This is a genomic window from Streptomyces plumbidurans (assembly GCF_019857225.1).
In the GTDB taxonomy this organism is placed as follows: Bacteria; Actinomycetota; Actinomycetes; order Streptomycetales; family Streptomycetaceae; genus Streptomyces; species Streptomyces plumbidurans.
Genome location: NZ_JAFJSY010000105.1, coordinates 1 through 21,669 on the forward strand (window position 1 = coordinate 1; position 21,669 = coordinate 21,669).

General features: G+C 70.5%; 22 protein-coding genes and 1 tRNA gene. 7 read left to right on the plus strand and 16 right to left on the minus strand.

Features of this window, described 5'->3' with window-relative positions; genetic code table 11:
- A partial coding sequence (locus JYK17_RS37015) for an LCP family protein (protein WP_261996559.1) occupies positions 1 to 1,624 on the plus strand: 1,624 nt, incomplete at its 5' end.
- Between the two features lie 43 nt (positions 1,625 to 1,667).
- Here the strand turns inward: JYK17_RS37015 and JYK17_RS37020 are convergent.
- The 3 genes from JYK17_RS37020 to JYK17_RS37030 form a co-directional block, all read right to left on the minus strand.
- Entirely contained in the window at positions 1,668 to 2,297 is a 630-nt protein-coding gene (locus tag JYK17_RS37020; RefSeq protein ID WP_128802871.1) for a hypothetical protein, read from the minus strand.
- A gap of 668 nt (positions 2,298 to 2,965) precedes the next feature.
- Positions 2,966 to 4,876 (minus strand): TerD family protein, encoded by a 1,911-nt coding sequence (locus tag JYK17_RS37025; protein ID WP_222812104.1) that lies wholly within the window; start codon positions 4,874 to 4,876, stop codon positions 2,966 to 2,968.
- Positions 4,877 to 5,067: 191 nt separating this feature from the next.
- Positions 5,068 to 5,140, minus strand: a tRNA-Arg gene (locus tag JYK17_RS37030).
- 320 nt (positions 5,141 to 5,460) lie between these two features.
- Here JYK17_RS37030 and JYK17_RS37035 point away from each other — a divergent pair.
- The 5 genes from JYK17_RS37035 to JYK17_RS37055 all read left to right on the plus strand — a co-directional run bounded on the left by JYK17_RS37035 (position 5,461) and on the right by JYK17_RS37055 (position 12,065).
- Complete coding sequence (locus JYK17_RS37035; RefSeq protein ID WP_108014752.1) at positions 5,461 to 7,068, plus strand: dynamin family protein; 1,608 nt, start codon at positions 5,461 to 5,463, stop codon at positions 7,066 to 7,068.
- A gap of 3 nt (positions 7,069 to 7,071) precedes the next feature.
- Positions 7,072 to 9,129, plus strand: a complete 2,058-nt coding sequence (locus JYK17_RS37040; RefSeq protein WP_128802872.1) for a YfjP family GTPase — start codon at positions 7,072 to 7,074, stop codon at positions 9,127 to 9,129.
- A gap of 284 nt (positions 9,130 to 9,413) precedes the next feature.
- The gene (locus JYK17_RS37045; RefSeq protein WP_222812105.1) at positions 9,414 to 9,890 is read left to right on the plus strand and encodes a single-stranded DNA-binding protein; all 477 of its coding nucleotides are present in this window, start codon (positions 9,414 to 9,416) and stop codon (positions 9,888 to 9,890) included.
- 269 nt (positions 9,891 to 10,159) lie between these two features.
- Entirely contained in the window at positions 10,160 to 11,578 is a 1,419-nt protein-coding gene (locus JYK17_RS37050; RefSeq protein WP_222812121.1) for a Cys-Gln thioester bond-forming surface protein, read from the plus strand.
- An 88-nt stretch (positions 11,579 to 11,666) separates the two neighbouring features.
- A complete protein-coding gene (locus JYK17_RS37055; RefSeq protein WP_108014748.1) occupies positions 11,667 to 12,065 on the plus strand; it encodes a hypothetical protein in 399 nt (132 codons plus the stop codon).
- Between the two features lie 90 nt (positions 12,066 to 12,155).
- Here the strand turns inward: JYK17_RS37055 and JYK17_RS37060 are convergent, their stop codons facing one another.
- The 13 genes from JYK17_RS37060 to JYK17_RS37120 all read right to left on the minus strand — a co-directional run bounded on the left by JYK17_RS37060 (position 12,156) and on the right by JYK17_RS37120 (position 20,813).
- A complete protein-coding gene (locus JYK17_RS37060) occupies positions 12,156 to 13,175 on the minus strand; it encodes a quinone oxidoreductase family protein (RefSeq protein ID WP_234547835.1) in 1,020 nt (339 codons plus the stop codon).
- A gap of 225 nt (positions 13,176 to 13,400) precedes the next feature.
- On the minus strand, positions 13,401 to 14,663 hold the full coding sequence (locus tag JYK17_RS37065; protein ID WP_222812106.1) for a tyrosine-type recombinase/integrase: 1,263 nt from the start codon (positions 14,661 to 14,663) through the stop codon (positions 13,401 to 13,403).
- Positions 14,663 to 14,863 (minus strand): helix-turn-helix domain-containing protein, encoded by a 201-nt coding sequence (locus JYK17_RS37070; RefSeq protein WP_222812107.1) that lies wholly within the window; start codon positions 14,861 to 14,863, stop codon positions 14,663 to 14,665. The genes JYK17_RS37065 and JYK17_RS37070 overlap by 1 nt, the downstream gene beginning before the upstream one ends.
- A gap of 2 nt (positions 14,864 to 14,865) precedes the next feature.
- The gene (gene repSA, locus JYK17_RS37075) at positions 14,866 to 16,239 is read right to left on the minus strand and encodes a replication initiator protein RepSA (protein ID WP_222812108.1); all 1,374 of its coding nucleotides are present in this window, start codon (positions 16,237 to 16,239) and stop codon (positions 14,866 to 14,868) included.
- Positions 16,232 to 16,426: a hypothetical protein gene (locus tag JYK17_RS37080; RefSeq protein ID WP_222812109.1), complete on the minus strand. Its 195-nt coding sequence runs from the start codon at positions 16,424 to 16,426 to the stop codon at positions 16,232 to 16,234. Before JYK17_RS37080 ends, repSA begins: the two co-directional genes overlap by 8 nt.
- Positions 16,427 to 16,514: 88 nt before the next feature.
- A complete protein-coding gene (locus JYK17_RS37085) occupies positions 16,515 to 16,832 on the minus strand; it encodes a SpdD-like protein (RefSeq protein WP_222812110.1) in 318 nt (105 codons plus the stop codon).
- A 24-nt stretch (positions 16,833 to 16,856) separates the two neighbouring features.
- Positions 16,857 to 17,012, minus strand: coding sequence for a hypothetical protein (locus JYK17_RS37090; RefSeq protein WP_208778086.1), 156 nt, complete (start codon positions 17,010 to 17,012; stop codon positions 16,857 to 16,859).
- A 9-nt stretch (positions 17,013 to 17,021) separates the two neighbouring features.
- Positions 17,022 to 17,213 carry a mobile element transfer protein gene (locus JYK17_RS37095; protein ID WP_222812111.1) on the minus strand — a complete coding sequence of 64 codons (192 nt, stop codon included), beginning with the start codon at positions 17,211 to 17,213 and terminating at the stop codon, positions 17,022 to 17,024.
- A gap of 22 nt (positions 17,214 to 17,235) precedes the next feature.
- On the minus strand, positions 17,236 to 17,889 hold the full coding sequence (locus JYK17_RS37100) for a DUF2637 domain-containing protein (protein WP_222812112.1): 654 nt from the start codon (positions 17,887 to 17,889) through the stop codon (positions 17,236 to 17,238).
- Between the two features lie 2 nt (positions 17,890 to 17,891).
- Positions 17,892 to 18,098 carry a hypothetical protein gene (locus JYK17_RS37105; protein ID WP_222812113.1) on the minus strand — a complete coding sequence of 69 codons (207 nt, stop codon included), beginning with the start codon at positions 18,096 to 18,098 and terminating at the stop codon, positions 17,892 to 17,894.
- Positions 18,099 to 18,179: 81 nt separating this feature from the next.
- Positions 18,180 to 19,535: an FtsK/SpoIIIE domain-containing protein gene (locus JYK17_RS37110; RefSeq protein ID WP_222812114.1), complete on the minus strand. Its 1,356-nt coding sequence runs from the start codon at positions 19,533 to 19,535 to the stop codon at positions 18,180 to 18,182.
- Positions 19,536 to 19,537: 2 nt separating this feature from the next.
- On the minus strand, positions 19,538 to 19,894 hold the full coding sequence (locus JYK17_RS37115; protein ID WP_208778081.1) for an SCO3933 family regulatory protein: 357 nt from the start codon (positions 19,892 to 19,894) through the stop codon (positions 19,538 to 19,540).
- A gap of 139 nt (positions 19,895 to 20,033) precedes the next feature.
- Positions 20,034 to 20,813, minus strand: a complete 780-nt coding sequence (locus tag JYK17_RS37120; RefSeq protein ID WP_208778080.1) for a GntR family transcriptional regulator — start codon at positions 20,811 to 20,813, stop codon at positions 20,034 to 20,036.
- An 18-nt stretch (positions 20,814 to 20,831) separates the two neighbouring features.
- Here JYK17_RS37120 and JYK17_RS37125 point away from each other — a divergent pair, with 18 nt between their 5' ends.
- Entirely contained in the window at positions 20,832 to 21,299 is a 468-nt protein-coding gene (locus JYK17_RS37125) for an NUDIX hydrolase (RefSeq protein WP_222812115.1), read from the plus strand.
- Positions 21,300 to 21,669 lie beyond the last annotated feature (370 nt).

Consider the following 21,669-nt stretch of genomic DNA (forward strand, 5'->3'; position numbering starts at 1 on the left):
CCGGCAGGCGGCGGCGCACGGCCGGGGGCGCCGCGCGGGCCGCCGGGCCAGGCCCGTCACCCGGCGCAAACGGCTGGGCCGCATAGCCCTGCTCACGGTCTCGGCGCTGATCCTGGTCACCGCCGGGACGGGCGCCTGGCTGTACCAGCATCTGAACGGCAACATCAAGAGCGTCGGGATCGACGGCAAGGGCGGCCAGGAGAAGGCGGACGCCTTCGGCCGGACCCCGATCAACATCCTGGTGATCGGATCGGACGGCCGGAACAACGCCGCCGACTGCAAACTGGGCGGCGGCTGCGGCTCGGCGAGTTCGACCGCCGGGCACAACGCGGACGTGGAGATGGTCGTGCACGTCTCCGCCGACCGCTCCAACGCCACGGTGATGAGCGTCCCGCGCGACACCATGACCCGGGTGCCCGCCTGCAAGGACCCGGACAGCGGGCAGTCGACGGCGGGCTACTACGGGCAGATCAACAGCGCGCTGCAGTACGGCGCCGCCTGCCAGGTCGCCACCGTCCACCAGCTCACCGGCATCACCATCGACCACTTCGTGATGCTCGACTTCTCCGGCGTGGTGAAGATGTCCGACGCCGTGGGCGGGGTGTCGGTGTGCGTCAGCGACAACGTCTACGACACCTACTCGCACCTCAAACTCGCCAAGGGCACGCACACCCTCAAGGGCGAGGCGGCACTGGAGTTCGTCCGCTCCCGGCACGGCTTCGGCGACGGCAGCGACCTTGGGCGTACCGTCTCCCAGCACCTCTTCCTCGGCGCCATGATCCGCAAGTTCAAGAGCGCGAAGACGCTGGCCGACCCGAGGAAGGTCTACTCGCTGGCGGACGCGGCCACCAAGGCGCTGACCGTGGACACCGGTCTCGGCAGCGTCAAAAAGCTCGTGGATCTGGCGACGGACCTGAACAAGGTGCCGTCGAAGAGGATGACGTTCACCACCATGCAGACCGCGGCCGACCCCGCGAACAAGGACCGTGTCGTGCCCGCGGCCGCCGCGAAGGCGCTCTTCGCGACCATCGCGGACGACCAGTCCCTGACGTCGGGCAGCGGCAAGAAGAAGTCCCCGGCGTCACCGTCCGCCTCCCCGTCGCCGACGGCCACCGTGCCGGCCTCCGAGGTCGCCGTACAGGTCCAGAACGGCACGACCACCGGCGGCCGCGCCTCCACGATCGCCCAGGCCCTCATCGCCAAGGGCTTCAGCCCGAACACCACGACGGGCAACGCCCCCGCGCAGTCGGCGAGAACGACGATCACCTACGGCCCGGGAGAGCAGGCCCAAGCCCGGACGACGGCCGCCGCTCTCGGCCTACCGGCCTCGCACCTCACACAGGGGAGCGCGTCCGGGGTGGTGCTGGTGATCGGCAGCGACTGGCCGAGCGGGACGTCGTACGGGGGCGCGGGGGACTCGGGGGGTTCGTCGGACGGCACGGGAGGCTCGGGCAACTCCTCGGACACGCACGCAGCCGTGGCCGACGCACACGCCCAGACCGCAGACAAGGCCAAGAGCTGCGCCCAGGTCAGCCCGTACAAGACCGTACAGATCAACGGGGTTCCGATGACTCCGGCTCAGGCGTATGCGGCGGCTGGGGGGAAGAAGGATTCGGCTTCGTAGGGGGTGTGGGGGCACGGTGCCTGACGCAGTGTCTGACGCATCGTCAGCGGGCTCCCTGCGAGCCGCCTGCGGGAGGAGATTGGGCCGACGTGATCTCATGCGATCCGAACAGCGTGCCGACTGCCCGGACGAAGGCGTCATGGGTCGATGCCATGGCGCCCTGTTCGTCCCTTTCCTCGGCGTACAGGCGCTGACTCTCTGGAGATGAGCTGTTCACGGCGTCGGTGAGCGCCATGAGAACGTCCCGGTGGCTCCACATCGCGTCTTCCAGCTCTACGGCTCTTGAGTGGACCAGTCCTGGGCCCACCAACTTGACTCGCTGCCTCTCTCGTCGGATCGCGCGCGCCGTCGTGAGCAGCTCCTGAAGTTCCTCACCGGACAGGGGCGTCCGAGCGGGTGAGGGCGTGAGCCTCTGACGGATGCGAAACGCAACCGCCACGTGCGCGTCGTAGGCGGAGAGAAGTGTGGTGTAAGCCTCCAACCGTTGCTGTCGTAGCCAGTGGTTGTGGTCGGCCGATGCTTGGTCCTGAACCTGCTGCCGTGCGGCTTCCGCAGCCTTCTCTGCCCCGATCCGCGCGCCGCGGATAGCTGCCACCGCACCGATCAAGGCACCTCCCAGTGCCCCTGCGAGTCCCGCGAACCCTGCGACTAACGCCGCCGTCCCCTCATCCATGCCGGCGATGATCGCACCAAATCTCTGACCGCACGGCGCTCTTGCAGGGCTCATGCTCGGCTGCTGCCATGTGTGGAGGACGCGCATTGGGTGCGCGGGCAGATGGCTGGCCTCGAAGGTGTCCCGCATGGCACCGAGCCGTGACGCAGTACACCGTGCGGATCTAGCGGGAGCGCGAGGGTGTCGGCGTCGGCGCCCCTCTCGGGCAAGCTCACGGCTCCGCAGATCGAGCAGGTCTACGGTGTCGTCAGGCGCCGGAGGGCGTGGCTGCTTGGGTGATCCGCGAAATCTGTTGCTGACTCTGCCCCGCCCTGACGCCTGCCGGGTTCTGGAGCACATGCTGGGCAGACCCGTGCCCGAGCTGTTCTCCACGGCGTACGAGGGCGACGGCGGGCAACGCCGCATACGCGGCGCTCGCCTTCTTCGACTCCTCGCCGGCGGGCATCGTCGGCCGGTACGAACGGGACGGGCCGTACGTCCTGCGTCCCCAGGCCCGCCAGGTGCGGCAGCTCGCCGAACTCCAGCAGCGCATCGAAGGCCCCCAACGACTGCCCGCCGGGCCGGCCGCGAGCATGCCATGGTTGAAGCCTGGGCTCACCCCCACACCGCGTCGCCGGGCCTGACCCTGACCCAGGAGACGCACGGACCTTCGTCTCGGGCGCCGGCGTTCATTCGGCGATGTCGACGCCGTATCCGCGTGCGAGAGCATCGAGGCCGTGGTCGTAACCCTGGCCGACGGCGCGTAGGCGCCAGATCGGACCCCTGCGGTAAATCTCCGCGAGCAGCATGGTGCGTTCGGTGGTGGCGGCGTCCAGGGTGGACCGGGCGAGCGGTGCTCCGTTGCTGCCGGGGGCCGCACCGATCTGGATCGCGCCGACCGTCCCGAAGGTGGCGGTGCCGTCGATGGCGGCAGCGACGACGACCTTGCGTGTCGCGGGCGGCAGGGAGGCCAGGTCAAGGGCGATGGTCTGCTCCGCGGGGCCGCCGGTCAGTAGCCGCACAGTCCCGGCCGGGCTCTCCGGAGCTCCGTAGAAGATGAAGTCCTCGTCGAACGTGACCTGTTCGTCCTCGTCGAGGAGGAAGGCGACGACATCGATCTCGAAGCCGGACTGCGGGGCCCAGCCGGCGGTGACGTACCACTCCGGCGCGGGTCTGCCGTGCGGCATGGGCAGGTCGATGACGCCTCCTCTCGGCAGCACGTGCGGCTCCTGAGTCCGGAGCGTCGCCGCGGCCAGGGCGGTGGCGGTCGGGGCGGTGAGCCAGTGGACGTCGTGCACGGGGAGTTCGAGAGCGGTGATGCGGCTCATGCGCCGGTCGCCCCGCCCTCCCTCCAGGAGCACGACGTCGGTGACACCGGCGGACAGGTTGATCGCCGCGGACCCGCCCAGTTCGACGATCCGGGTGCGAGCCGCCGCGGCATCGGCATGCACGCCGCCGAGCACCAGCACGCGACGCCCGGCCAGAGGCTTGTCCAAGGTGCCGACGGAGGGCACCGGTCGGCGCGGAGCGGGTACTGGCACGCCGGGGGAGGCAGTGGGGAGGGCCGCGGCTTGCGGGACGGATGCGGTAGAGGTCGTGGTGGGCGCCGACTCCACGGGCCCGACGACTGGTTCTGCTTCCGGCTCAGCCGCGCGGGCGACAGCGACGGCCGTCGCCTCATGCGTTGTCCCCGGTCGTACGTCGGCCAGCAACCGCAGGAAGGTGTGCTCGTCGATGACCGGCACGCCTTCGGCGAGTGCGCGTCGCGCCTTTGCCGAACCGGACGCCGGTTCATTGGTGACCAGCACGCTGGTGTGCCGGCTGACGGAGGTCATCATGTTCAGCCCGGCGGCAACCGCCCGCCCTACCAACTCCGCCCGGGCGCGGGCGGTCTCGCCAGTGATCGCGACCTTCATTCCCTGCTGGAGAGGCCCGCCGGGAACCAGCCGTCCTGGATTGCGGTACGCGCAAGGAGTCTTCGGCGGCTGCGGCGTGAACTGCGATTCCGCCCGGGGCGGGCAGGTCACCAGCGGCAGGGGCAGATCCAGCCGCGCTGCCTCACGCAGGGAGGCCCGCAGGATACCGGCCAGCACACGGGTGTCGTCCAGCGCATCGTGCGCACGCTGCTGGGGGACGCCGTAGTGGGCGGCGAGTGTGCCGAGCTTCATGTCGTCCGTCGGCGGATCCACCTGGCGATTGAGAGCCAGGGTGCACAGCCGCTGCGACACCGGCAGCCACATCCGCGCGCGGGCGAACTCGTAAGCCAGGAAGTCGTAGTCGAACTGGGCGTTGTGGGCGACCAGGACCCGGTCCTGAAGCATCGCTCCGATTCGCCCGGCGACCTGGTCGAAGCTCGGCGCACCCTGTAACCGCTCGATGGTCAGCCCGTGCACCTCCACCGGTCCCGGATCGCAACCCGGATTGAGCAGGGTCGAGAACTCCCCGGTCTGCTCGCCGTCCGGACAGATCGTGATCACCGCGACGGACAGCACGCGATCTCGACGGGCCATGAGGCCCGACGTCTCCACGTCGACCAGGGCCCAGTCGTGTGCGTACTCGCCCATGTCGGGCACGTCGAAGGAGGTGGAGGCGAGACTCATGGCGGTAAGGATGATCGGATATCCAGCGCTCCTTCAACCTGTATGCCGTTTTGCCCCCATCCATTCGGTTGTGGCGACGTGGTCGTCCCGCGGCGACGGCAGAGAGACCACACCGAAACTCCGGGAACTTTTCGGGAGGAGCACCCGCCCGAACAGCAAAAAAGCCCTCCCGAAGGAGGGCGGAGACGGCGCGCCCCCGGCAGGACTCGAACCTGCGGCCAAGCGCTTAGAAGGCGCCTGCTCTATCCACTGAGCTACGGGGGCCGGTGTGTGGCCGCTGTCGTGGGTGCCCGGGTGTGGGCTGATCCGTGACGTTGCCGGGGACAAGGATAGGGCTCCCGTGTCCTTGTCCCTGTCGCTTCGCCTCCGTGGCTCGATGTGGAGGTTCGGTGAAGCGGTCCTGATAATCGCAGGCAGGTGCGAATCGTGCATCGCTTTTGGGCCCTCGCGCACCGGGTGTTGTGCACTCGTTATGCCTGGACTGTGCCTCCGTCCCAGTCATCCCTTGCGTCCCTTGTGTCCGGTCGGCGCGCAGACATGCTCATATGCTTCAGAATTCCCCTAAAATTGGGCATTCTTCGCATGTGGTGACCTTGGACGTACGGCCTCAGCTGCTCGACGCACTTTCCGCCCTGCGCGACCGTGTCGCCGCCGCACGCTTCCCGCTGCCCCTGGCGGGGGCTCCACGCGCGCGTGCCAACCGCGACGAACTGCTCGCCCAGCTGGACGACTATCTGGTGCCCCGGTTGAGAGACCCCGAAGCGCCCTTGCTGGCCGTCGTGGGCGGCTCCACAGGCGCCGGCAAGTCGACCCTCGTCAACTCCCTTGTGGGCCGCCGGGTCAGCGAGGCGGGCGTGCTGCGCCCGACCACGCGGACGCCGGTTCTGGTGTGCCATCCGGAGGACCATCACTGGTTCAGCGGGATGAGAGTGCTGCCCGACCTCACGCGCGTGTGGGCGCCCCACCGGGACGTCGGGGACGAGTTGTTGCTCCCCGGGGAGGACCCCGCGCGCGTGCTGCGCGTCGAGACCGCCGACACCATGCCGCGCGGGCTCGCCCTCCTCGATGCCCCCGACGTCGACTCCCTCGTCGCCGACAACCGCGTCCTGGCCGCCGAACTCGTCTGCGCGGCCGACGTATGGATCATGGTCACCACGGCCGCGCGGTACGCCGACGCCGTCCCCTGGCATCTGCTGCGTACCGCCAAGGAGTACGACGCCACCCTCGTGACCGTGCTCGACCGCGTGCCGCACCAGGTCGTCTCCGAGGTGTCCCGGCAGTACGGCGCACTGCTCACCAAGGCCGGCCTCGGCGACGTGCCGCGCTTCACCGTGCCCGAACTGCCCGAGTCGGCCTGGGGGAGCGGACTGCTGCCGGCCTCCGCCGTAGCCTCCCTGCGGACCTGGCTGGTGCACCTGGCGCAGGACCCGGGCGCCCGGCAGTACGCCATGACCCGTACCGCACAGGGAGTGCTCAATTCCCTCAAAGTCCGGATGCCCGAACTCGCCAGTGCGGCCGCCGCCCAGTACGCGGCCGCCCTGCGACTCACCTCGGCCGTCGACACGGCGTACGACAGCGAGCACGCGCGCGTGCGGGGGCGGTTGCAGGCCGGCGCGGTGCTCGCCGGGGACGCCCTCAAACGGTGGCGGGCCTTCCCCCTCGACTGCTCCGGCCAAGAGCTCCTCGACGCTCTCGTGGAGAGCCTGGCCGCCCTCATGCTGTGTGCCGTCACCGCGGCCGACGAGCGCGTCGCGGAGGCCTGGCGGCGCGAACCCGCGGCCCGCGCCCCCGAGCTGACCGGACGCGAACCGTCCCTGGAGAGCCCCGAGCATCGCATCGGGATCGCCGTTCGGCGATGGCGGCGCGAACTCGAGGAGTACTCCGAGGACGAGGTCCGCGAGCTCGACCGCAGCGTCGCGCCGGACCCCGAGATGGTCGCTGTCCTCGTCGCCACCGTGCTGCTGGGCGGCCGCCGGGCGCGCGCGGCCGGTGAACGGCTCGCCGAGCGCATCGGCGCGCACGGGGCGCTGCGGCTGCGCGACCGGGGCGGACGGCTGCTCACCGAGACCCTGGACCGCGTGATGCACACCGAACGCGAGCGCTGTCTCGCACCGCTCGACGCGCTCGACGTCCATCCCGAATCCCAGGCCGAACTCATCGCCGCGCTGTCCGTACTGCAGAAGGAGAGGTGACCGGTGACTGCCGTCACTGACCAGGACCACACGGAACACGTCGATCGCGCGGGGGACAACGGTGCCGCCGGGGGTGGGCGTCCAGAAGACGGGACCTCCGCAGAGGGCACTGCTGCGGAGGGCACGTCCGAGGCGGGTGCCAGCGAGAAGGGCACGTCCGAAGAGGGTGCCCATGGAGAGGTCGGCGGCGGCACGCGCGACAACGGGCGCCCGCAGAAGGCCGGCAGCCCCCGCGGTCCCGGCAGTCCCGACGGTCCGGAGAAGGGCCGCCACGCGCGCGTGGAGCGCGACGAGGACTACCGGCGCACGGACTCTGCTCGTACGGATCCCTCCTCCACGGAGTCCGCGGAGTCCGCGGGCGCCTGGGACGACGGGCTGATCGCGCGGCGTGTGTCCGAGGAGGACGCCAGGGGTGAGCGCGTGCCCGTGGCGGAGGTCCGGGTGCAGAGCGCGCTGCCCGCGGGGCCACTCGTGTACGACGGGCCGCTGCGGTCGCGGCTCGAGGCGTTGCGGGAACTCGTGGGGCTCTCGCGTACCCGGCTCGACAGCCGGACGCTCGCCGAGGCCGGCCGGGTGCTGGACGAGGCGGCGGCGCGGCGCAGGCTCTCCGGGCAGCACACCGTCGTCGCCATCGCGGGCGCGACGGGCAGCGGCAAGTCGCAGCTGTTCAACGCGCTCGCCGGGGTGCCCATTTCGGAGACCGGCGTACGGCGGCCCACCACGGCCACGCCCATCGCGTGCAGTTGGAGCGACGGCGGCGCCAGTCTGATCGAGCGGCTCGGCATCCCGCCCCGGCTGCGCAGGCGTCCGCTGCAGAGCCCCGAGGCCGAGGCACAGCTGCGCGGGCTCGTCCTGGTCGACCTGCCCGACCACGACTCCGCGGCCGTACAGCACCGCGAGCAGGTGGACCGCGTCCTCGCCCTCGTCGACGCCGTCATCTGGGTCGTGGACCCCGAGAAGTACGCCGACGCCGTCCTCCACGAGCGCTATCTGCGGCCCATGGCGGGTCATTCGGAGGTCATGTTCGTCGTCCTCAACCAGATCGACCGGCTGCCCGGCGACGCCACCCACCAGGTCCTCGACGACCTGCGGCGGCTGCTCGACGAGGACGGGATCGCGCTGGGGGAGTACGGCGAACCGGGCGCCACCGTGCTCGCCCTGTCCGCGCTCACCGGGGAGGGGATCGGTGAACTGCGCGAGGTGCTGGGGCAGTTCGTGACCGAGCGCGGGGCCCCGGCGCGCCGTATCTCGGCCGACCTGGACGCCGCCGCGGACGGACTTCGGCCCGTGTACGCCACTCGGCGGCGGACCGGCCTGAGCGAGGAGTCGCGCGACGAGTTCGCCGCCCGGCTCGCGGACGCGGTGGGCGCGTCCGCCGCCGGCGAGGCGGCCGAACGGGCATGGCTGCGCAACGCCAACCGCGCCTGCGGGACTCCTTGGCTGCGACTGTGGCGGTGGTACCAGGACCGGTCTCAACCGGTCACCGGTCGACTGTCGTTGCGTACCCCGGAGGACGCGGAGTCGACGGCGCGTCAACGGGTCGAGCAGGCGGTACGGACGCTGGCCGACCGGGCCTCGACCGGGCTGCCCGCACCCTGGGCGCAGGCGGTGCGCGAGGCGGCCGTACGCGGCTCACAGGGTCTGCCCGAGGCGCTCGACGAACTGGCGGCACGGGCTGGTCTGCCGCCCGGGCGGCCGCCGCGGCCCGGCTGGTGGCCTGCGGCGGTGCTGATCCAGGCGTGCATGACCCTGCTCCAAGTCGTCGGCGGGCTCTGGCTGTTGGGGCAGATCATCGGGTTCATGGCGCCGAACCTGGGCGTGCCGGTGCTGCTGATGCTGGCCGGGATCGTCGGCGGCCCGATCGTCGAGTGGAGCTGCCGCATGGCGGCACGCGGCCCGGCCCGCCGCTACGGCACCGAAGCGGAACGGCGCCTGCGGGAGGCGGCCGCCGGGTGCGGGCGGGCGCGAGTGCTGGATCCGGTGGCGGCGGAACTGCTGCGGTACCGGGAAGTGCGCGAGCAGTACGGGCGGGTGACGGGGGTGGTGACTGCGCCTCGGTGAGGTGGGGCGGGGTGAAGTGGGGTGGGACCTGGTTCGGGAGTGTGACGCTCGGTCTCCCGGCGGGTGATCACTCGTCGGGGTCGTCCTCTCGCCACTCGTGAGGGTGAAGGAGTTTTCCACAGGCGGTGGACGTTCCACAGGGCTCAGCGGGCTCGGCCCGACGGAGGCAATCTGGCGGTGCGGCGATCACGGCAGGCGAGATCGCCCGGCAGACGCAGCCGTACGGGACGGGCCCGTAGGCATGTCCGTCCGGCCCCGCAGGCCGGGCGACGGAGGGGGTCGTGATGAACGAGACGCTCATCTGCGCAGTGGGGAACGTGGCGACGCAGCCGGTGTTCCGTGAGCTGGGGACGGGACCTTCGGCACGCTTCCGGCTGGCGGTGACCTCGCGCTATCTGGACCGCGAGAAGAACGAGTGGACCGACGGCCACACCAACTTCTTCACGGTGTGGGCGAAGCGGCAGCTGGCCATGAACGTGTCGGGGTCGCTCAACGTGGGTGATCCCGTCATCGTGCAGGGCAGGCTCAAGGTGCGTTCGGAGACGCGCGAGGGACAGAACTGGACCTCGGCGGATCTGGAGGCGGTGGCGATCGGCCACGACCTCACCCGGGGGACGTCGGCCTTCCGGCGCACGGGCAGGCCGGAACCGGGGACGAGCGCCCCGACTTCGCAGCAGACGGAGCCCAACTGGGAGACGGCACCGGGGGACTCGGAGGCGCCGGCGCCACAACAGGAGTGGGAACCGGCGGCGGTGACGTGATGTCAGGTGCTGTCCAGGACTGACCGGACTGCGGGCTTATCGGTGAATGCGTTCCGAACCGTCCGGTGGATTTGTCGATAAGCCCTGCTCACAGGCCGTCTGGAGCTCTCTTGGCGATAACGATTCCGAGTCGGATCGCTTGTCCGACGGTATGACCGGCAAGCGTGGCGCGGACGCGTCCCTAGGATGCCGGGACAGCTCTCGGGGCTTCTGATTCTGCTGGTGGGACCACACCCCCACGTCAATGGTCCTGCTCGAAGGGGAATTTGGTGTTTTCTTCTTTCTTCGCGCCGTCCGCGCGCAGGCGGGGTGCGGCCCGCACCGCCGCCGCGGCGCTGGTGTCCGGTCTGGTCGCCGTCGGTGTGTTCACCGGTTCCGGTACGGCCGCTGCGGACACGACGGAGACGACGCAGAACCAGGGCGGGGCCACGGCCACGATAGGCGGGCTCAAGACGTACGGCGCCGCCGTGATCCACGAGACGACCGGGGACCAGCAGGTCTCGGCGGGCCTGTTCGAGATGTCCGTCGACGGCGGCGGCACCCTGCAGACGTACTGCATCGATCTGCACAACCCGACGCAGCGGGAGGCCAAGTACCACGAGACCGCCTGGAGCGGCACCTCGCTGGGGGCCAACAAGAACGCCGGCAGGATCCGCTGGATCCTGCAGAACTCCTACCCGCAGGTGAACGACCTCGCGACGCTCGCAGCGAAGGCCGGGGTCAACGGCGGTCTGACCGAGCAGGACGCGGCGGCCGGGACCCAGGTGGCCATCTGGCGCTACTCGGACGGGGCCGACGTCGACGCCGTCGACCCGCAGGCCGAGAGGCTCGCGGCCTATCTCGAGAAGAGCGCCGTCGACCTGCCGGAGCCGCAGGCGTCGCTCCGGCTCGACCCGCCCGCGGTCTCCGGTCACCCCGGTGAACTGCTCGGCCCGGTGACCGTGCACACCAACGCGGCCGGTGTGGCCGTGACGCCGCCGGCGGACGCGGCGACCAGCGGGGTGCGGATCGTGGGCAAGGACGGCAAGCCGGTCACGTCCGCGGTCAACGGCAGCCGGCTCTTCTTCGACGTGCCCAAGGACGCGGACAGCGGATCAGCCGCGATCACCGTGCAGGCCTCGACCACCGTGCCGGTGGGCCGTGCCTTCACCTCGGAGACCCGCAGCCAGACGCAGATCCTGGCCGGTTCCAGCGAGTCGACGGTCTCGGCGCCGGCGACCGCGACCTGGGCGAAGCAGGGGGCCATACCTGCGCTGTCGGCGGTGAAGGACTGCGCCAAGGGCGGTGTGGACATCGCGGCCGCCAACGGGGGCGACGAGGCGTTCACCTTCGAGCTGATGGGGACGGAGTACACGATCCCGGCCGGAGAGTCCCGCACGGTGACGATCCCGCTGCAGGAGGACCAGGCGTACGACTTCACGATCAAGGGTCCGGGCGGATTCACCAAGCGGTTCACCGGCACGCTCGACTGCCTGACGCAGGGCAACGAGAGCGGCGACGCGACCCAGATCCTCAGCGAACCGAGCCCCGCGACCGCGGGGGGCGGCACCGCCGACGACACCAACCTCGCGGACACCGGCGGTTCCAGCACCACTCCGCTGATCGCGGGAATCGCCATCGCCTTCGTACTGATCGGCGGGGCGGCGCTGGTGCTCGTGGGGAAGAAGAACGCACCGACGCAGGAGTGACCTCCGGTAGCGGCAGCGGCGGTACGGATCGTCGGGCGATCCGGTCGCCGGGGCCCCGCGGGGCCCGTTCCGTGGGCAGGATGGGCTCATGACCAAGACCTCGTCTGCCGCGCCGGGGACGTCGCACCGTTCCTCGGAGTCCGTACTGTCCCTGTGGTCGCACGACTCGGTGCTGTCGATCGGCTCGGTGGGGTCGGTGCTGTCCATCGGGTCCGTCGGCTCGGCCCTGTCCTTCGGGTCGATCGGAAGTGCCCTGTCCGTCGGATCGATCGGCTCCGCGCTCTCGCTGATCTCGGCCGGTTCGTGGCTGAGCAAAGGGTCGGTGCTCTCCGCGCAGTCCCAGTGGTCGGTGCTGTCGTGGCGCTCCTCCGGCGGCTTCCGGTCGGCCGGGGCGGCGGGAGCGATAGGGGCGGTGGGGGCTGCGGCGGTGGCGGCCCTGCTGCTGGTGCACGGGTTCCCGAAGGGGGCTGGCGGCCGCCGGTCGTGACGACCACGGGCCGGACCCCAGCCGGCTCGCGCACCCCCACTCACTCTCACCCACCCCCTCCAGGCACCATCAGTGCTGCCCCAAGCTCCATCAGTACTCCCCGACCTCCAGCACCAGCTTCCCCGTGGTCGTGCCCGACTCGATGCGTCGGTGGGCCTCGGCCGCCTCGTGCAGGGGGAGGGTCTCGACCTGTACGCGGAGTTCTCCCGTGGCGGCGGCTGCCACCGCGCGGCGCAGGGCGTGGCCCGCGTCATGGGGGAAGGTGGCGGAGAAGGCGGCCAGGTTGAAGCCGGAGACGGTCTTGTTGGTGAACCACAGCTCGTTGGCCGGGATGCCGACGTCGTCGGCGCCCGAGGCGTTGCCCATGACGACCAGGCGTCCCATGGGGGCGAGCAGGTCCAGGCCGGAGCGACGGGCCGGACCGCCGACCATGTCGACCACGATGTCGAAGGCGCCGGCGCCTTCGACCCGGTCCCGCAGGACCACCTCGTCGTAGCCGAAGCCGAGGGCGGTCTCGATCTTGGCTTCGCTGCCGACGGTGCCGACCACGCGGCCGGCACCCAGTAGCCGGGCAACCTGGCCGAGCTGACTGCCCACGCCGCCCGCCGCCGCATGGACCAGCACGCTCTCGCCGGGTTGCATCCGGGCCACCCGGTCGAGGACGAGGAAGGCAGTGGTGCTGTTGGACGGCAGCGCCGCGGCGACGTCCGTCCCGATGCCGAGGCCGTCCAGCGGTGCCACGAGGTCCGCGGAGGTGACCACGACCTCGGCGTAGCCGCCGCTGTCGACGATGGTGAGCGCCGCCACCGGCTGCCCGACAGTCAGGCCCTCGACACCCTCCCCGACGGCCCGGATTCGCCCCGCCACCTCGATGCCGGGCACGAACGGCAGCGGCACGTCGACCACGCCGCGCCGGTAGAGGACCTCGGCGAAGTTGGCGCCCGCGTGAGCCACGTCGACGGCGACCTGGCCCGGGCCCGGTTCGGGCACCGCGATCGAGGCAAGGCGAAGCACCTCGGCCTCGCCGAACTCGGGGATGGTCACTGCCTTCATCTGCATCATGTGCTTCGTCTGCTTCGTCTGCTTCGGCTGGGCGCTGCTGATGTCCATGACCCCGATCCTGCGGCCCGGGGCGCCGCAGTGGGCAGTGCCTGTTCATCCTGGGCGTGCCACCACCAGGCTGCCGCGGGCAGCCGCGAAAGCCCCAGCTCAGCGCCCTGCCCCGATACGGGTTTCCATCGCAGGGTGGCCGTCAGGCAAGATGGGGTGTTACTTGCCGCCGCAGGGCATAAAACAGCCCCTCACCAGCGGTTTTGCTGCCGATGAGGGGCCGTGTCAGGCGGCTTGGGCCGTCCCTGGGCCGTCGTGAGCGTGACCGGCGGCCCGGTACATCGCGGAGATGGCTTTCCGAGTCCGGGTCTCGCTGGACGGCATCAGGTGCGTGTAGACGCGGAGCGTGAACCCTGGGTCGCTGTGGCCGAGGTAGAGGCTCAGGGCCTTGATGCTCTCCCCGGCGTCCAGGAGGACCGAGGCGTAGAAGTGGCGGAGGGCGTGCATGCCGTGTTCGCGGGCCCGTGCGTAACGCTGGCCCTTCTCGGGGACGGGGATGATCCCGGCGGACGCCAATGCAGGCTTCCAGGCCTGGTCATTGAATCCCTGGCTCCAGATGGCGGCGCCGATGCTGCTCGTGAAGACGAGGCGGTGCGTCACCTTGGGGCCGTCCGGCCTGAGCCACGGCAAGGTCACCTCGACGGGCGGGAACCGCTTCATGTGCGCGTCCAGCGCGGCCGACACCTCGAGGTCCAGGGGGACATCACGGAGCTTGCCGCGCTTGGGCGGGGCGAAGACGAGGGTCCCGCGAACCTTCTTGACCTGCTGGCGGACGTAGAGCCAGCCGAGGTCACCGATGTTGTCGACGGCGAGCCCGAAGATCTCGCCCTGTCGCAGACCGCACCCGGCGCCGACGTCGACCGTGGCCTGGTAGCGGTCGGGCAGTCCGGCCCGTACGTCGAACACCTGCTCAGCGGACCACGGATGGACGCGTGTCGGCAGGGGACGGGGTGCCTTGACCGATCGAGCCCGGCAGGGGTTCGAGGCCAGCAGACGGTCATCTACGGCCGCGTTGAGCACCGAGGAGACCGCGTCGAAGATCAGGCGTCGGTACTGGGCTGACGACACGACCCCTTCGAGCTGGCGGTTCCACTCACGGATGTGCTCCGGCTGGAAGGAGCCCACGGGGCGCGTACCGAGGTAGGGCAGCGCGTGAAGTCTCAACCGGCCTTCCACGGCGGCCCGGCTCGTGAGGTCGATGGTGAGTGCGGCGAGCCACTTTTCCGCGTACTCCCGGAAGGTGATCCGGGTGGCCCGTGGGTCGATGTACTGCCCGCGCGCCATGTCCGCTTCGATGTTGGTCAACCAGGTGTCGGCCAGCCGCTTTTGCTTGTCGGGGAAGCCCTTCGACTTCTCCGTCCCGTCCGGGGCGACGTAGCGGGCGCGGTAGCGCAGGCCCGTGCCATGGCGCTCGGTCTTGACCTTGCGGGTCTTGCCGTCCGGGCCAACCTCGGTCTTGTACCAGCGGTCTTGGACGTGTCCGGCCATCAGGCAGCGACCCCCTCACGCTGGGAGTCCACCCAGGCTCGTACGTCCTCCGGGTCGAAGCGGAGGTGCCGGCCGACGCGGAAGCCGCGGGGACCGGTGCGCTTGCGACGCCATTGGTAGACCGTCTCGACGCTGGGGAGCTTGAACATCGCGACCAGGTCGTCAGGGGTCAGGAAGCCGTTCGGCAGCTCCGATGCCATGGTCACCCCTCCCTCTCGTCGACGAACGTGCGCAGGGCTTCGCGGGCGGTTTCGCGGTTGAGTTGCAGGTCGCGGGCGATGGACGCGGCGAGGGCGGATTCGCCGGGGGTGTGGCCGTGTCCGGCGTATTGCCAGTCGGTGAGGACGAGGACGGTGTCCGGCTCGACGTCGTCCAGGCCGAGGGCGGCGCGCTCCTGGGCAGCGCGGTAGTCGGCGCGGGCCTGGCGGAGGGCGCCGAGGGTGGTCGAGTAGCGGCGGGACTTGGAGCTGAAGTGGCCCCGGAAGCCGAGCATGTGAGCCCAGGCCCAGAGGCGGCGGTCCGGGTAGAGCGGATCGAGGGTCTTGCAGGCTTCGATCAGGCGGCGGGTGTGGTCGGGGACCTGGTGGCGATCGAGTTCGGAGAGTTCGCCGATGCGGCGGTCGAGTGTGCCGGTGTTCTCGGCGGCCTTGGTGGCGTACTTGGCGACGTAGGAGGCGACGGCCTGTTCGGTGATGTCGGAGCCGTCACCGAAGGCCTTCACGGGGCGTACGTCGAGCTGTGTGCCCCAGCGGAAGGTGCGGGCGGGTTGGTCGTCGGCGGCCGGGACCGAGACGGAGGTGTAGGAGTGCGCGGCGGCGGCGCGGATGGCGTCGTTGAGGAGGTCGGTCGTGGCCCAAGCGGGTGGGGGAGTGTCGGGGCCGTCCGGGCCGTCGAGGCGGATCACGGCATGGAAGTGCAGGGCGCCACGTTTCTGGAACTCGGCAACCTTGCCGTAGGAGACGCGGGCGTGGTCGGGGAGTTCGCTGCGGGTGAGTCCGGCGCGGACGGCTATCTCGCGGCGCAGGCGGGTGGTGAAGCGCTGCCAGAGGTCGCCTGCGTGATTGTTGAAGAGGACGGCGCCCGCGTAGTCGTACGTCGTCGGGTCGAGGGCCGTGCCGAGGTCGGGAGCGTCGGCTGGGTGGCGAGTTCCGCAGCGGCAGACGCCTCGGTCGGGGCGGTTGTGGACCGGGCCGAAGGACGGGGCGGTGAGGGTGGCGAAGACGCGGGGGTGGTCGCGGACGGTGGCGGGGATGTCGCGGCTGTCGTCTCCGGCGAGTCCAGCGCGGATGAGGTGGTAGGTGTCGCCCGCGTACGTCCAGGCGCAGGCCGGGCAGCGGGAGGCGCGGCGGTTGCCGCAGGCCACGCGGAGGCGCCCGCCGGGCTCGTTCTCGGTGGAGTAGTGGTGCAGGGTCTCGCCGGTCGTCTTGTCCTTGTGCAGGACCCAGCCGCGCAGGTGGATCGGGTCGGCGCAGCCGCCGGTACGGCGGATCTGGTCCTGCCAGCGGTCGAAGTCGGAGGCCGAAGCCACCCTCAGCAGGTCGCCGAGGGTGGTCGGGTCGAGTAGCTCGTCAGACACGGGCGCCCTCCCGGGCGCGGCGGGTGCGGCTGACGCCGAGGCCGTTACAGGCAGGGCAGTGCGCGGTGATGGTGCGCAGGTGGCCGTGCCGGTCACGGCCGCCGAGAGTGATGGCGGCGGAGGCGAAGCCGTCGCAGTTCGGGCAGATCCGGGTGGTCGTACTCGTGGCCGGGGTGGGGCCGGTCATGATGGAGGTTCCTTCCGGTTCAGTGGATCGGGTAGGGACGGCGCCCGGGCGGCGGATGCTTGGCGGTGTCAGGCCGCCCGGGGGCCGGTCATCGGTGCTTGGCCTCGGAGGCCAGCAGGGAGCGCAGGACGACGGCGACGACGGCGACCGAGACACCGGTGATGGCGACGGCCAGCAGTAGCGAGACCAGGACGGCACCGACGACCAGGACGACGGCGGTGCCGCCGCCGACGAGGGCGACCACGGTGCCGGGCGTGAGCTGAACCACTGGTCGGGTTGGCGCCGGAGCCGCCGGGGTGGACGGCGGAGTCTGGGCGGCCGGGACGACGGCGGTCGGCTCGACGACGGCGGGCGGGCTCACGCAGCCGGTCGGCGTCGGCATGGTCGGGATCTTCGGGCGGAGCATGGGCTAACTCCCTTCTTGAGTGGGCTACTTGACGAGAGCGTTGATGGCGGGGGCGAGGACGCTGTCGGCGAGGAGGAAGCCGCCGAGGAGAAGCACGGCGATGAGCCAGGCGGGCGGGCGGATGAGCTTGACGCCGAGGTAGCCGACGACGAGGAGGGCGAACCAGAGCGGGACATCCATGGCGGTCTCCTAGCGGACGCGGCAGCGGTGAGTGCGGGCGGCGAGCTGGGCGGCGGACTGGCTGGTGTAATCGGCGGACCAGCCGCAGCGGTCGGCGGTGCACACGGCGGCGTGCTTGGTCTGGCCATTGCGGTCGCGGTGGGTGCCGATCTGCACGGGGCCGATCTGCATCAGCGAATGGAAGTGGTCGCGAGCGGGCATGGCGGGTGGTTCTCCCTTCTGGTCAGGCGAGTTGGGCGGCGATTGCGTCGGCGAGGTGAGGCGGGACGCCAAGGCGAGTGCGCAAGGTGTCGGTGTCGATCGGGGAGCCGGTACGGGTCTGGTGGTCGTCGGCGACTTTGCGGGCGTGGTCGACTAGCGCGGCCGGGACCGCCGGGGCAGGGTCGGCGGCCGGAAGGGCCGGGGCCTCGTCGGCGGCCGGGACCGGCTCCGGATCCGGGATCGGTTCGGGTTCGATGTTGGGTGCGGGGGCCGGGGCTGCGGGCGCCGGCGGAACCGGCACCCGGTCCCCGGCCGGAGTCGGCGAGTGGGCGAGGAGCGTGCCGCCGAGGAAGGCGAGGGCGGGCCATCCAGCGACGCCGAGGCGGAGCAGGGCGGGCGGCTGGTCCAGGTCGAAGAATCCGGCCGTGGCGACGTTGGCTCCCAGCGAGGCGACCAGGGCCACGAGGAACCAGCACCAGGCCAGCCGGGATGGCTCGTCGGAGCGAAGCCGTCGCCAGGCGGCGACCAGGAGCAGGTCGACCGAGATCGGGTAGGCCCAGGCCTTCCAGCCGGACTGTCCGGCCGCTGCGGCGAGGTCGTGCAGGTGGGCGAAGGACAGCGCTCCGGCGATCACGGCCTGTACGAGGACGGCGTCCGGGCGGATCGAGCGGGACACGGTCACCACCCCTCGCCGGGGTACTCCGGGCCCTCGTTGGGGTCGTAGCCGGGCGGGAACAGGCCGGGCGGCGGTTCCGGCAGCGACGCGGCCAGGCTCGGGCCCACGGTGTCGACGAAGTCGAGGTCGGCGCCGAAGCTGTCGGCGTAGAGAGCAAGTTGGCCGAGCATCACCACGGTGCGGGCGAAGTCCTCGCAGTGGGGGCACATGGCGGGTGATCTCCTTCTTCGGGCATGGCTCGGGTAGGGACCTGGCGCGAGACGGTCGCGCCGACCGTGGAACGGGAGAGATCAGGCAGAGGCCGGGATGGACTCGACCGCCGGGGCATCCACAGGCTTGAGGCTGCGGAGCGCGGGCCGGAAGGGGGCCAGGGCGGGCAGGTCGGGGGTGCGGTCGGCGTGCCGGTTGCAGGTGTTGACGGCCTGCCGCAGCGAGGTGTGCGGAGCACGGATGCGGTGCCAGCCGCCCGTCGAGTCGCCCGCGATGGCGACGCCTCGCATGTCGGCGGGGATCTGGATGGCGGCGAGGACGGCGTCCGGAGAGATGTCGCCGAAGGCCATGTTGGCGCTGGACTCGTCGTTGACGCGGTGCGCGGTGCGACCGGTGAGCTGGGCACGGAGCATGGTGATGCCCTTGCCGAGTTCGGAGCCGAAGCGTTGCCCGCAGATCTCCAGGTAGATCCCGGAGGCACGGCCGAGCTGGGCGAGGCGGGCGAGCGCGGTGATGATCCGGTCCCGGCGCTTCTCCTCCTCCTTGTTGGCGAACAGGGCGAGTTCGGCGACCTCGTCGACGAGGACCACGATCGGGGTCGGTCGCAGGTCGGCGGGCAGGTCCCAGATGTCGGCGGCGATGTCCGCGTCCGGGACGTCGGCCGTGATGCGCTGTTCGGCGCGGATGAGCTGGTAGACGCTCTCCATATGGGTCACGAGCGCGTCGAGCAGCTCGGCAGCGGTGTCGGGGTTGTCGGCGAGCGCGGAGAACCGGCGGGCCAGCGGGAAGAGTTCGACGCCCTGCTTGCAGTCGATGCCGACGAGGGCGACGTCCATCGGAGCCAGCCCGGCGACCAGGTTGCGCTGATAGACGGACTTGCCGGACTCGGTGGCCCCGAGGGTGAGGGCGTGGGGTATCGCCCGGTAGTCGCGGTAGTGGACTGCGCCGTCCTCCCGCAGGGCGACAGGGACCCGCATCGGCGCCGTGTCGGTCTTGGCGGGCATCTGCACCCGCTTGAGCACGTCGTAGCCGGTCATCCTCAACTCGACTACACCGGAGCGGAGTTCACGTGAGGTGACGCCGTACATCGTGAAGGAGTGGCGCAGTCGGTCGGAGGCGGCGGCGATGTCGAAGGCGTCCTGTCCGGGCCGGAGCTTGAGCCGCAGAACGAGGCCGGTGCGGGTGGGCCGCAGCCGCAGGATGCGCGGCGGGCGGGACTCCGGCACGGGCCGGTTGGTGACCCGAGCGAGAGTGAGACGCCAGCGCGAGGGCGGGACGGTCAGCCCGCATGCGTCCATGACCGAGCCGTACCGGACCAGGACGCGTGCCATGGCGAGGGTGACCCCGAAGGTCAGCCAGTACCAGGCGGGGCGCCGCCACCGCAGGAGACCCGCAGCGGCGACGACCAGCACCAGCGCGACCATGAACCAGGTCATGGTCAGGCCGCCTTGGGCTTCGATGCAGCAGCGGCGAGCGAGGTCACGGCGACCGCGCGGAAGGCGATGCCGTGCCGCTTCTGGCCGTTGAACTCGTTCTCCCACGGCCGGGCGATCAAGCCGGTCAGGGCGACCGGCGTACCCATGCCCAGCTCACCGGAGATGCCCGGCTCCGGGACGGTGATGGACAGAATCTCGACCTCGTCGTTGGCCGCGAACATCACGTCCACGGTCATCATCTTCGCGCCGGTCTCGGCGTCGGTGGCGATCTCGCCGGTACGGCGGTCCTTGACCTTGGGCTGCGGGGTCTTGGCGACCATCACGGTCGCGGCGGAGGTGTCGACGGGAATCTGACGCACAGCAGATCACTCCTGTAGAGATGCTGGACTCCATCACTCATGTATATGAGTGACATGAAGAAGAGTGCCTGACTCCTATACATGAGTCAACCCGCCGCGAAGAAGAACTCGCGACGGGCTGCGGAGAGTTGAGCGCGCGTCAGTCGGCGGCGGGGATCCGGTACTCGAAAACGAACTGGTCAGCAGCCATGAGCGTGTCGCAGACCTCGACCACGAGACCCTCGGTCGTACGGGCCTCACGGATCAGGTGAACCACCGGCGCACCGGGGCTGAGCGCCAGCTCGGATGCCTCCGCCTTGGAGGCCGGACGCGCCTGCAGCGTCTCGACGAACTCCGCGAACTCGTGTCCGTGGTCCTCGAGTCGGGCGTAGATGCCACCACCGCCGGGGTTCTCGGCGAACAGCTCCGGGATCTCCTTGACGACGTCCCACGGGAGGTACGACGTCGCGGTCTCGACGGGTGTGCCGTTGCGGAAGTAGAGCCGCCGCCGGGCGAGCACCTGGGTGCCGGCGGGGACGCCCAATCGCTGGGCGGCATCCTCCGGGGCCTCCATCGGCCCGATGTAGAGGACGCTCACCTTGGCAGTCGCGCCCGACTGCGCGGACTCGGCGAGGTACGCGGCCTTGCCGCCTTGGCGAAGCGAGCGTCGGAAGCGATCGGAGGAGCGGTGCCGTACCGGTGGCCGATCCTTCACGATTGAGCCCTTGCCATGCCTGGTCTCGACGAGTCCGCTCGCGCGCACCTCGACCATGGCCTTGCGGATCGTGCCGCCGGAGACGTTGTAGCGCTCGACGAGTTCCGACTCGCTCGGCACCATGTCACCAGGCTTGATGATGCCCGCCCGGATCTGCTGGACGATCTCCTCGGCGATCTGTACGTACCGAGGTACGGACCGCTCTCCTCCTACTGCGGTTCCCATAGTCCTTCTCTGCCTCCTATGCTCCTGTACATGAGTACATCACGGGAAGCAAGGTCGTCGATGCCGCTGCACTCCGTATCTGTGGCCGGAGTGGTGGTACGCGATGACGGCCGCCTCCTGGCGATCCGCCGTGCCGACAACGGCACTTGGGAACTCCCCGGCGGCATACTCGAACTCGACGAGACCCCTGAAGCGGGTGTCGCCCGCGAGGTCCTGGAGGAGACCGGCATCCAGGTCGAGGTGGACGAGCTCACAGGCGTCTACAAGAACACGACCCGAGGCATCGTGGCGCTGGTCTTCCGCTGCAAGCCCTCCGGTGGCATCGAGCGGACATCGAGCGAGTCGACGGCCGTCGCATGGTTCACGCCCGACGAGGTCGCGGAGCGCATGGCCGAGGTCTTCGCGATCAGGCTCTTGGACGCCTTGGACGGCAATGGCCCGCACGTACGGAGCCACGACGGCAAGCACCTCATCCCAGCGGGATAAGACTTTCCCTACTTCATCAAGGCCCGCGCACGGCGCGGGCGCGCGCCGCCTCGACGGCGCGGCCTGCCTCTGTCTTCGCCCCGGCTGGCCGCGCCAAGGCGGCGCGCTGGCGAGCTGCGGGCATGAAGTGGGAGACACCCTCTGTGGCTGGGGCGGTCGGCTCCGCGACTTTAGCCAGCCACTTTGGCGCGAGCCTCGAAGATCATGGCCCCAACGTCGTGCTTTAACGGGCAGGTCCACAGACTGCCCGACGCGCCGGAAGCTTACGGGGCCATGATCACTCGCGCCAAAGCAGCTCCCGGCCAAAGTCGCTACGCCGACCTATAGGGTCGCCTTCTCGTCATCCTTTACAAGGTTCGAGAATGTTACA

Excerpts from the sequence above, each read along its gene's own strand:
- JYK17_RS37020 (WP_128802871.1), bottom strand. The coding sequence starts at position 2,297 with ATGGATGAGGGGACGGCGGCGTTAGTCGCAGGGTTCGCGGGACTCGCA.
- JYK17_RS37025 (WP_222812104.1), bottom strand. The coding sequence starts at position 4,876 with ATGAGTCTCGCCTCCACCTCCTTCGACGTGCCCGACATGGGCGAGTAC.
- JYK17_RS37045 (WP_222812105.1), top strand. The coding sequence starts at position 9,414 with ATGAACGAGACGCTCATCTGCGCAGTGGGGAACGTGGCGACGCAGCCG.
- JYK17_RS37055 (WP_108014748.1), top strand. The coding sequence starts at position 11,667 with ATGACCAAGACCTCGTCTGCCGCGCCGGGGACGTCGCACCGTTCCTCG.
- JYK17_RS37060 (WP_234547835.1), bottom strand. The coding sequence starts at position 13,175 with ATGGACATCAGCAGCGCCCAGCCGAAGCAGACGAAGCAGACGAAGCAC.
- JYK17_RS37065 (WP_222812106.1), bottom strand. The coding sequence starts at position 14,663 with ATGGCCGGACACGTCCAAGACCGCTGGTACAAGACCGAGGTTGGCCCG.
- JYK17_RS37070 (WP_222812107.1), bottom strand. The coding sequence starts at position 14,863 with ATGGCATCGGAGCTGCCGAACGGCTTCCTGACCCCTGACGACCTGGTC.
- JYK17_RS37080 (WP_222812109.1), bottom strand. The coding sequence starts at position 16,426 with ATGACCGGCCCCACCCCGGCCACGAGTACGACCACCCGGATCTGCCCG.
- JYK17_RS37085 (WP_222812110.1), bottom strand. The coding sequence starts at position 16,832 with ATGCTCCGCCCGAAGATCCCGACCATGCCGACGCCGACCGGCTGCGTG.
- JYK17_RS37090 (WP_208778086.1), bottom strand. The coding sequence starts at position 17,012 with ATGGATGTCCCGCTCTGGTTCGCCCTCCTCGTCGTCGGCTACCTCGGC.
- JYK17_RS37095 (WP_222812111.1), bottom strand. The coding sequence starts at position 17,213 with ATGCCCGCTCGCGACCACTTCCATTCGCTGATGCAGATCGGCCCCGTG.
- JYK17_RS37105 (WP_222812113.1), bottom strand. The coding sequence starts at position 18,098 with ATGTGCCCCCACTGCGAGGACTTCGCCCGCACCGTGGTGATGCTCGGC.
- JYK17_RS37110 (WP_222812114.1), bottom strand. The coding sequence starts at position 19,535 with ATGACCTGGTTCATGGTCGCGCTGGTGCTGGTCGTCGCCGCTGCGGGT.
- JYK17_RS37120 (WP_208778080.1), bottom strand. The coding sequence starts at position 20,813 with ATGGGAACCGCAGTAGGAGGAGAGCGGTCCGTACCTCGGTACGTACAG.
- JYK17_RS37125 (WP_222812115.1), top strand. The coding sequence starts at position 20,832 with ATGCTCCTGTACATGAGTACATCACGGGAAGCAAGGTCGTCGATGCCG.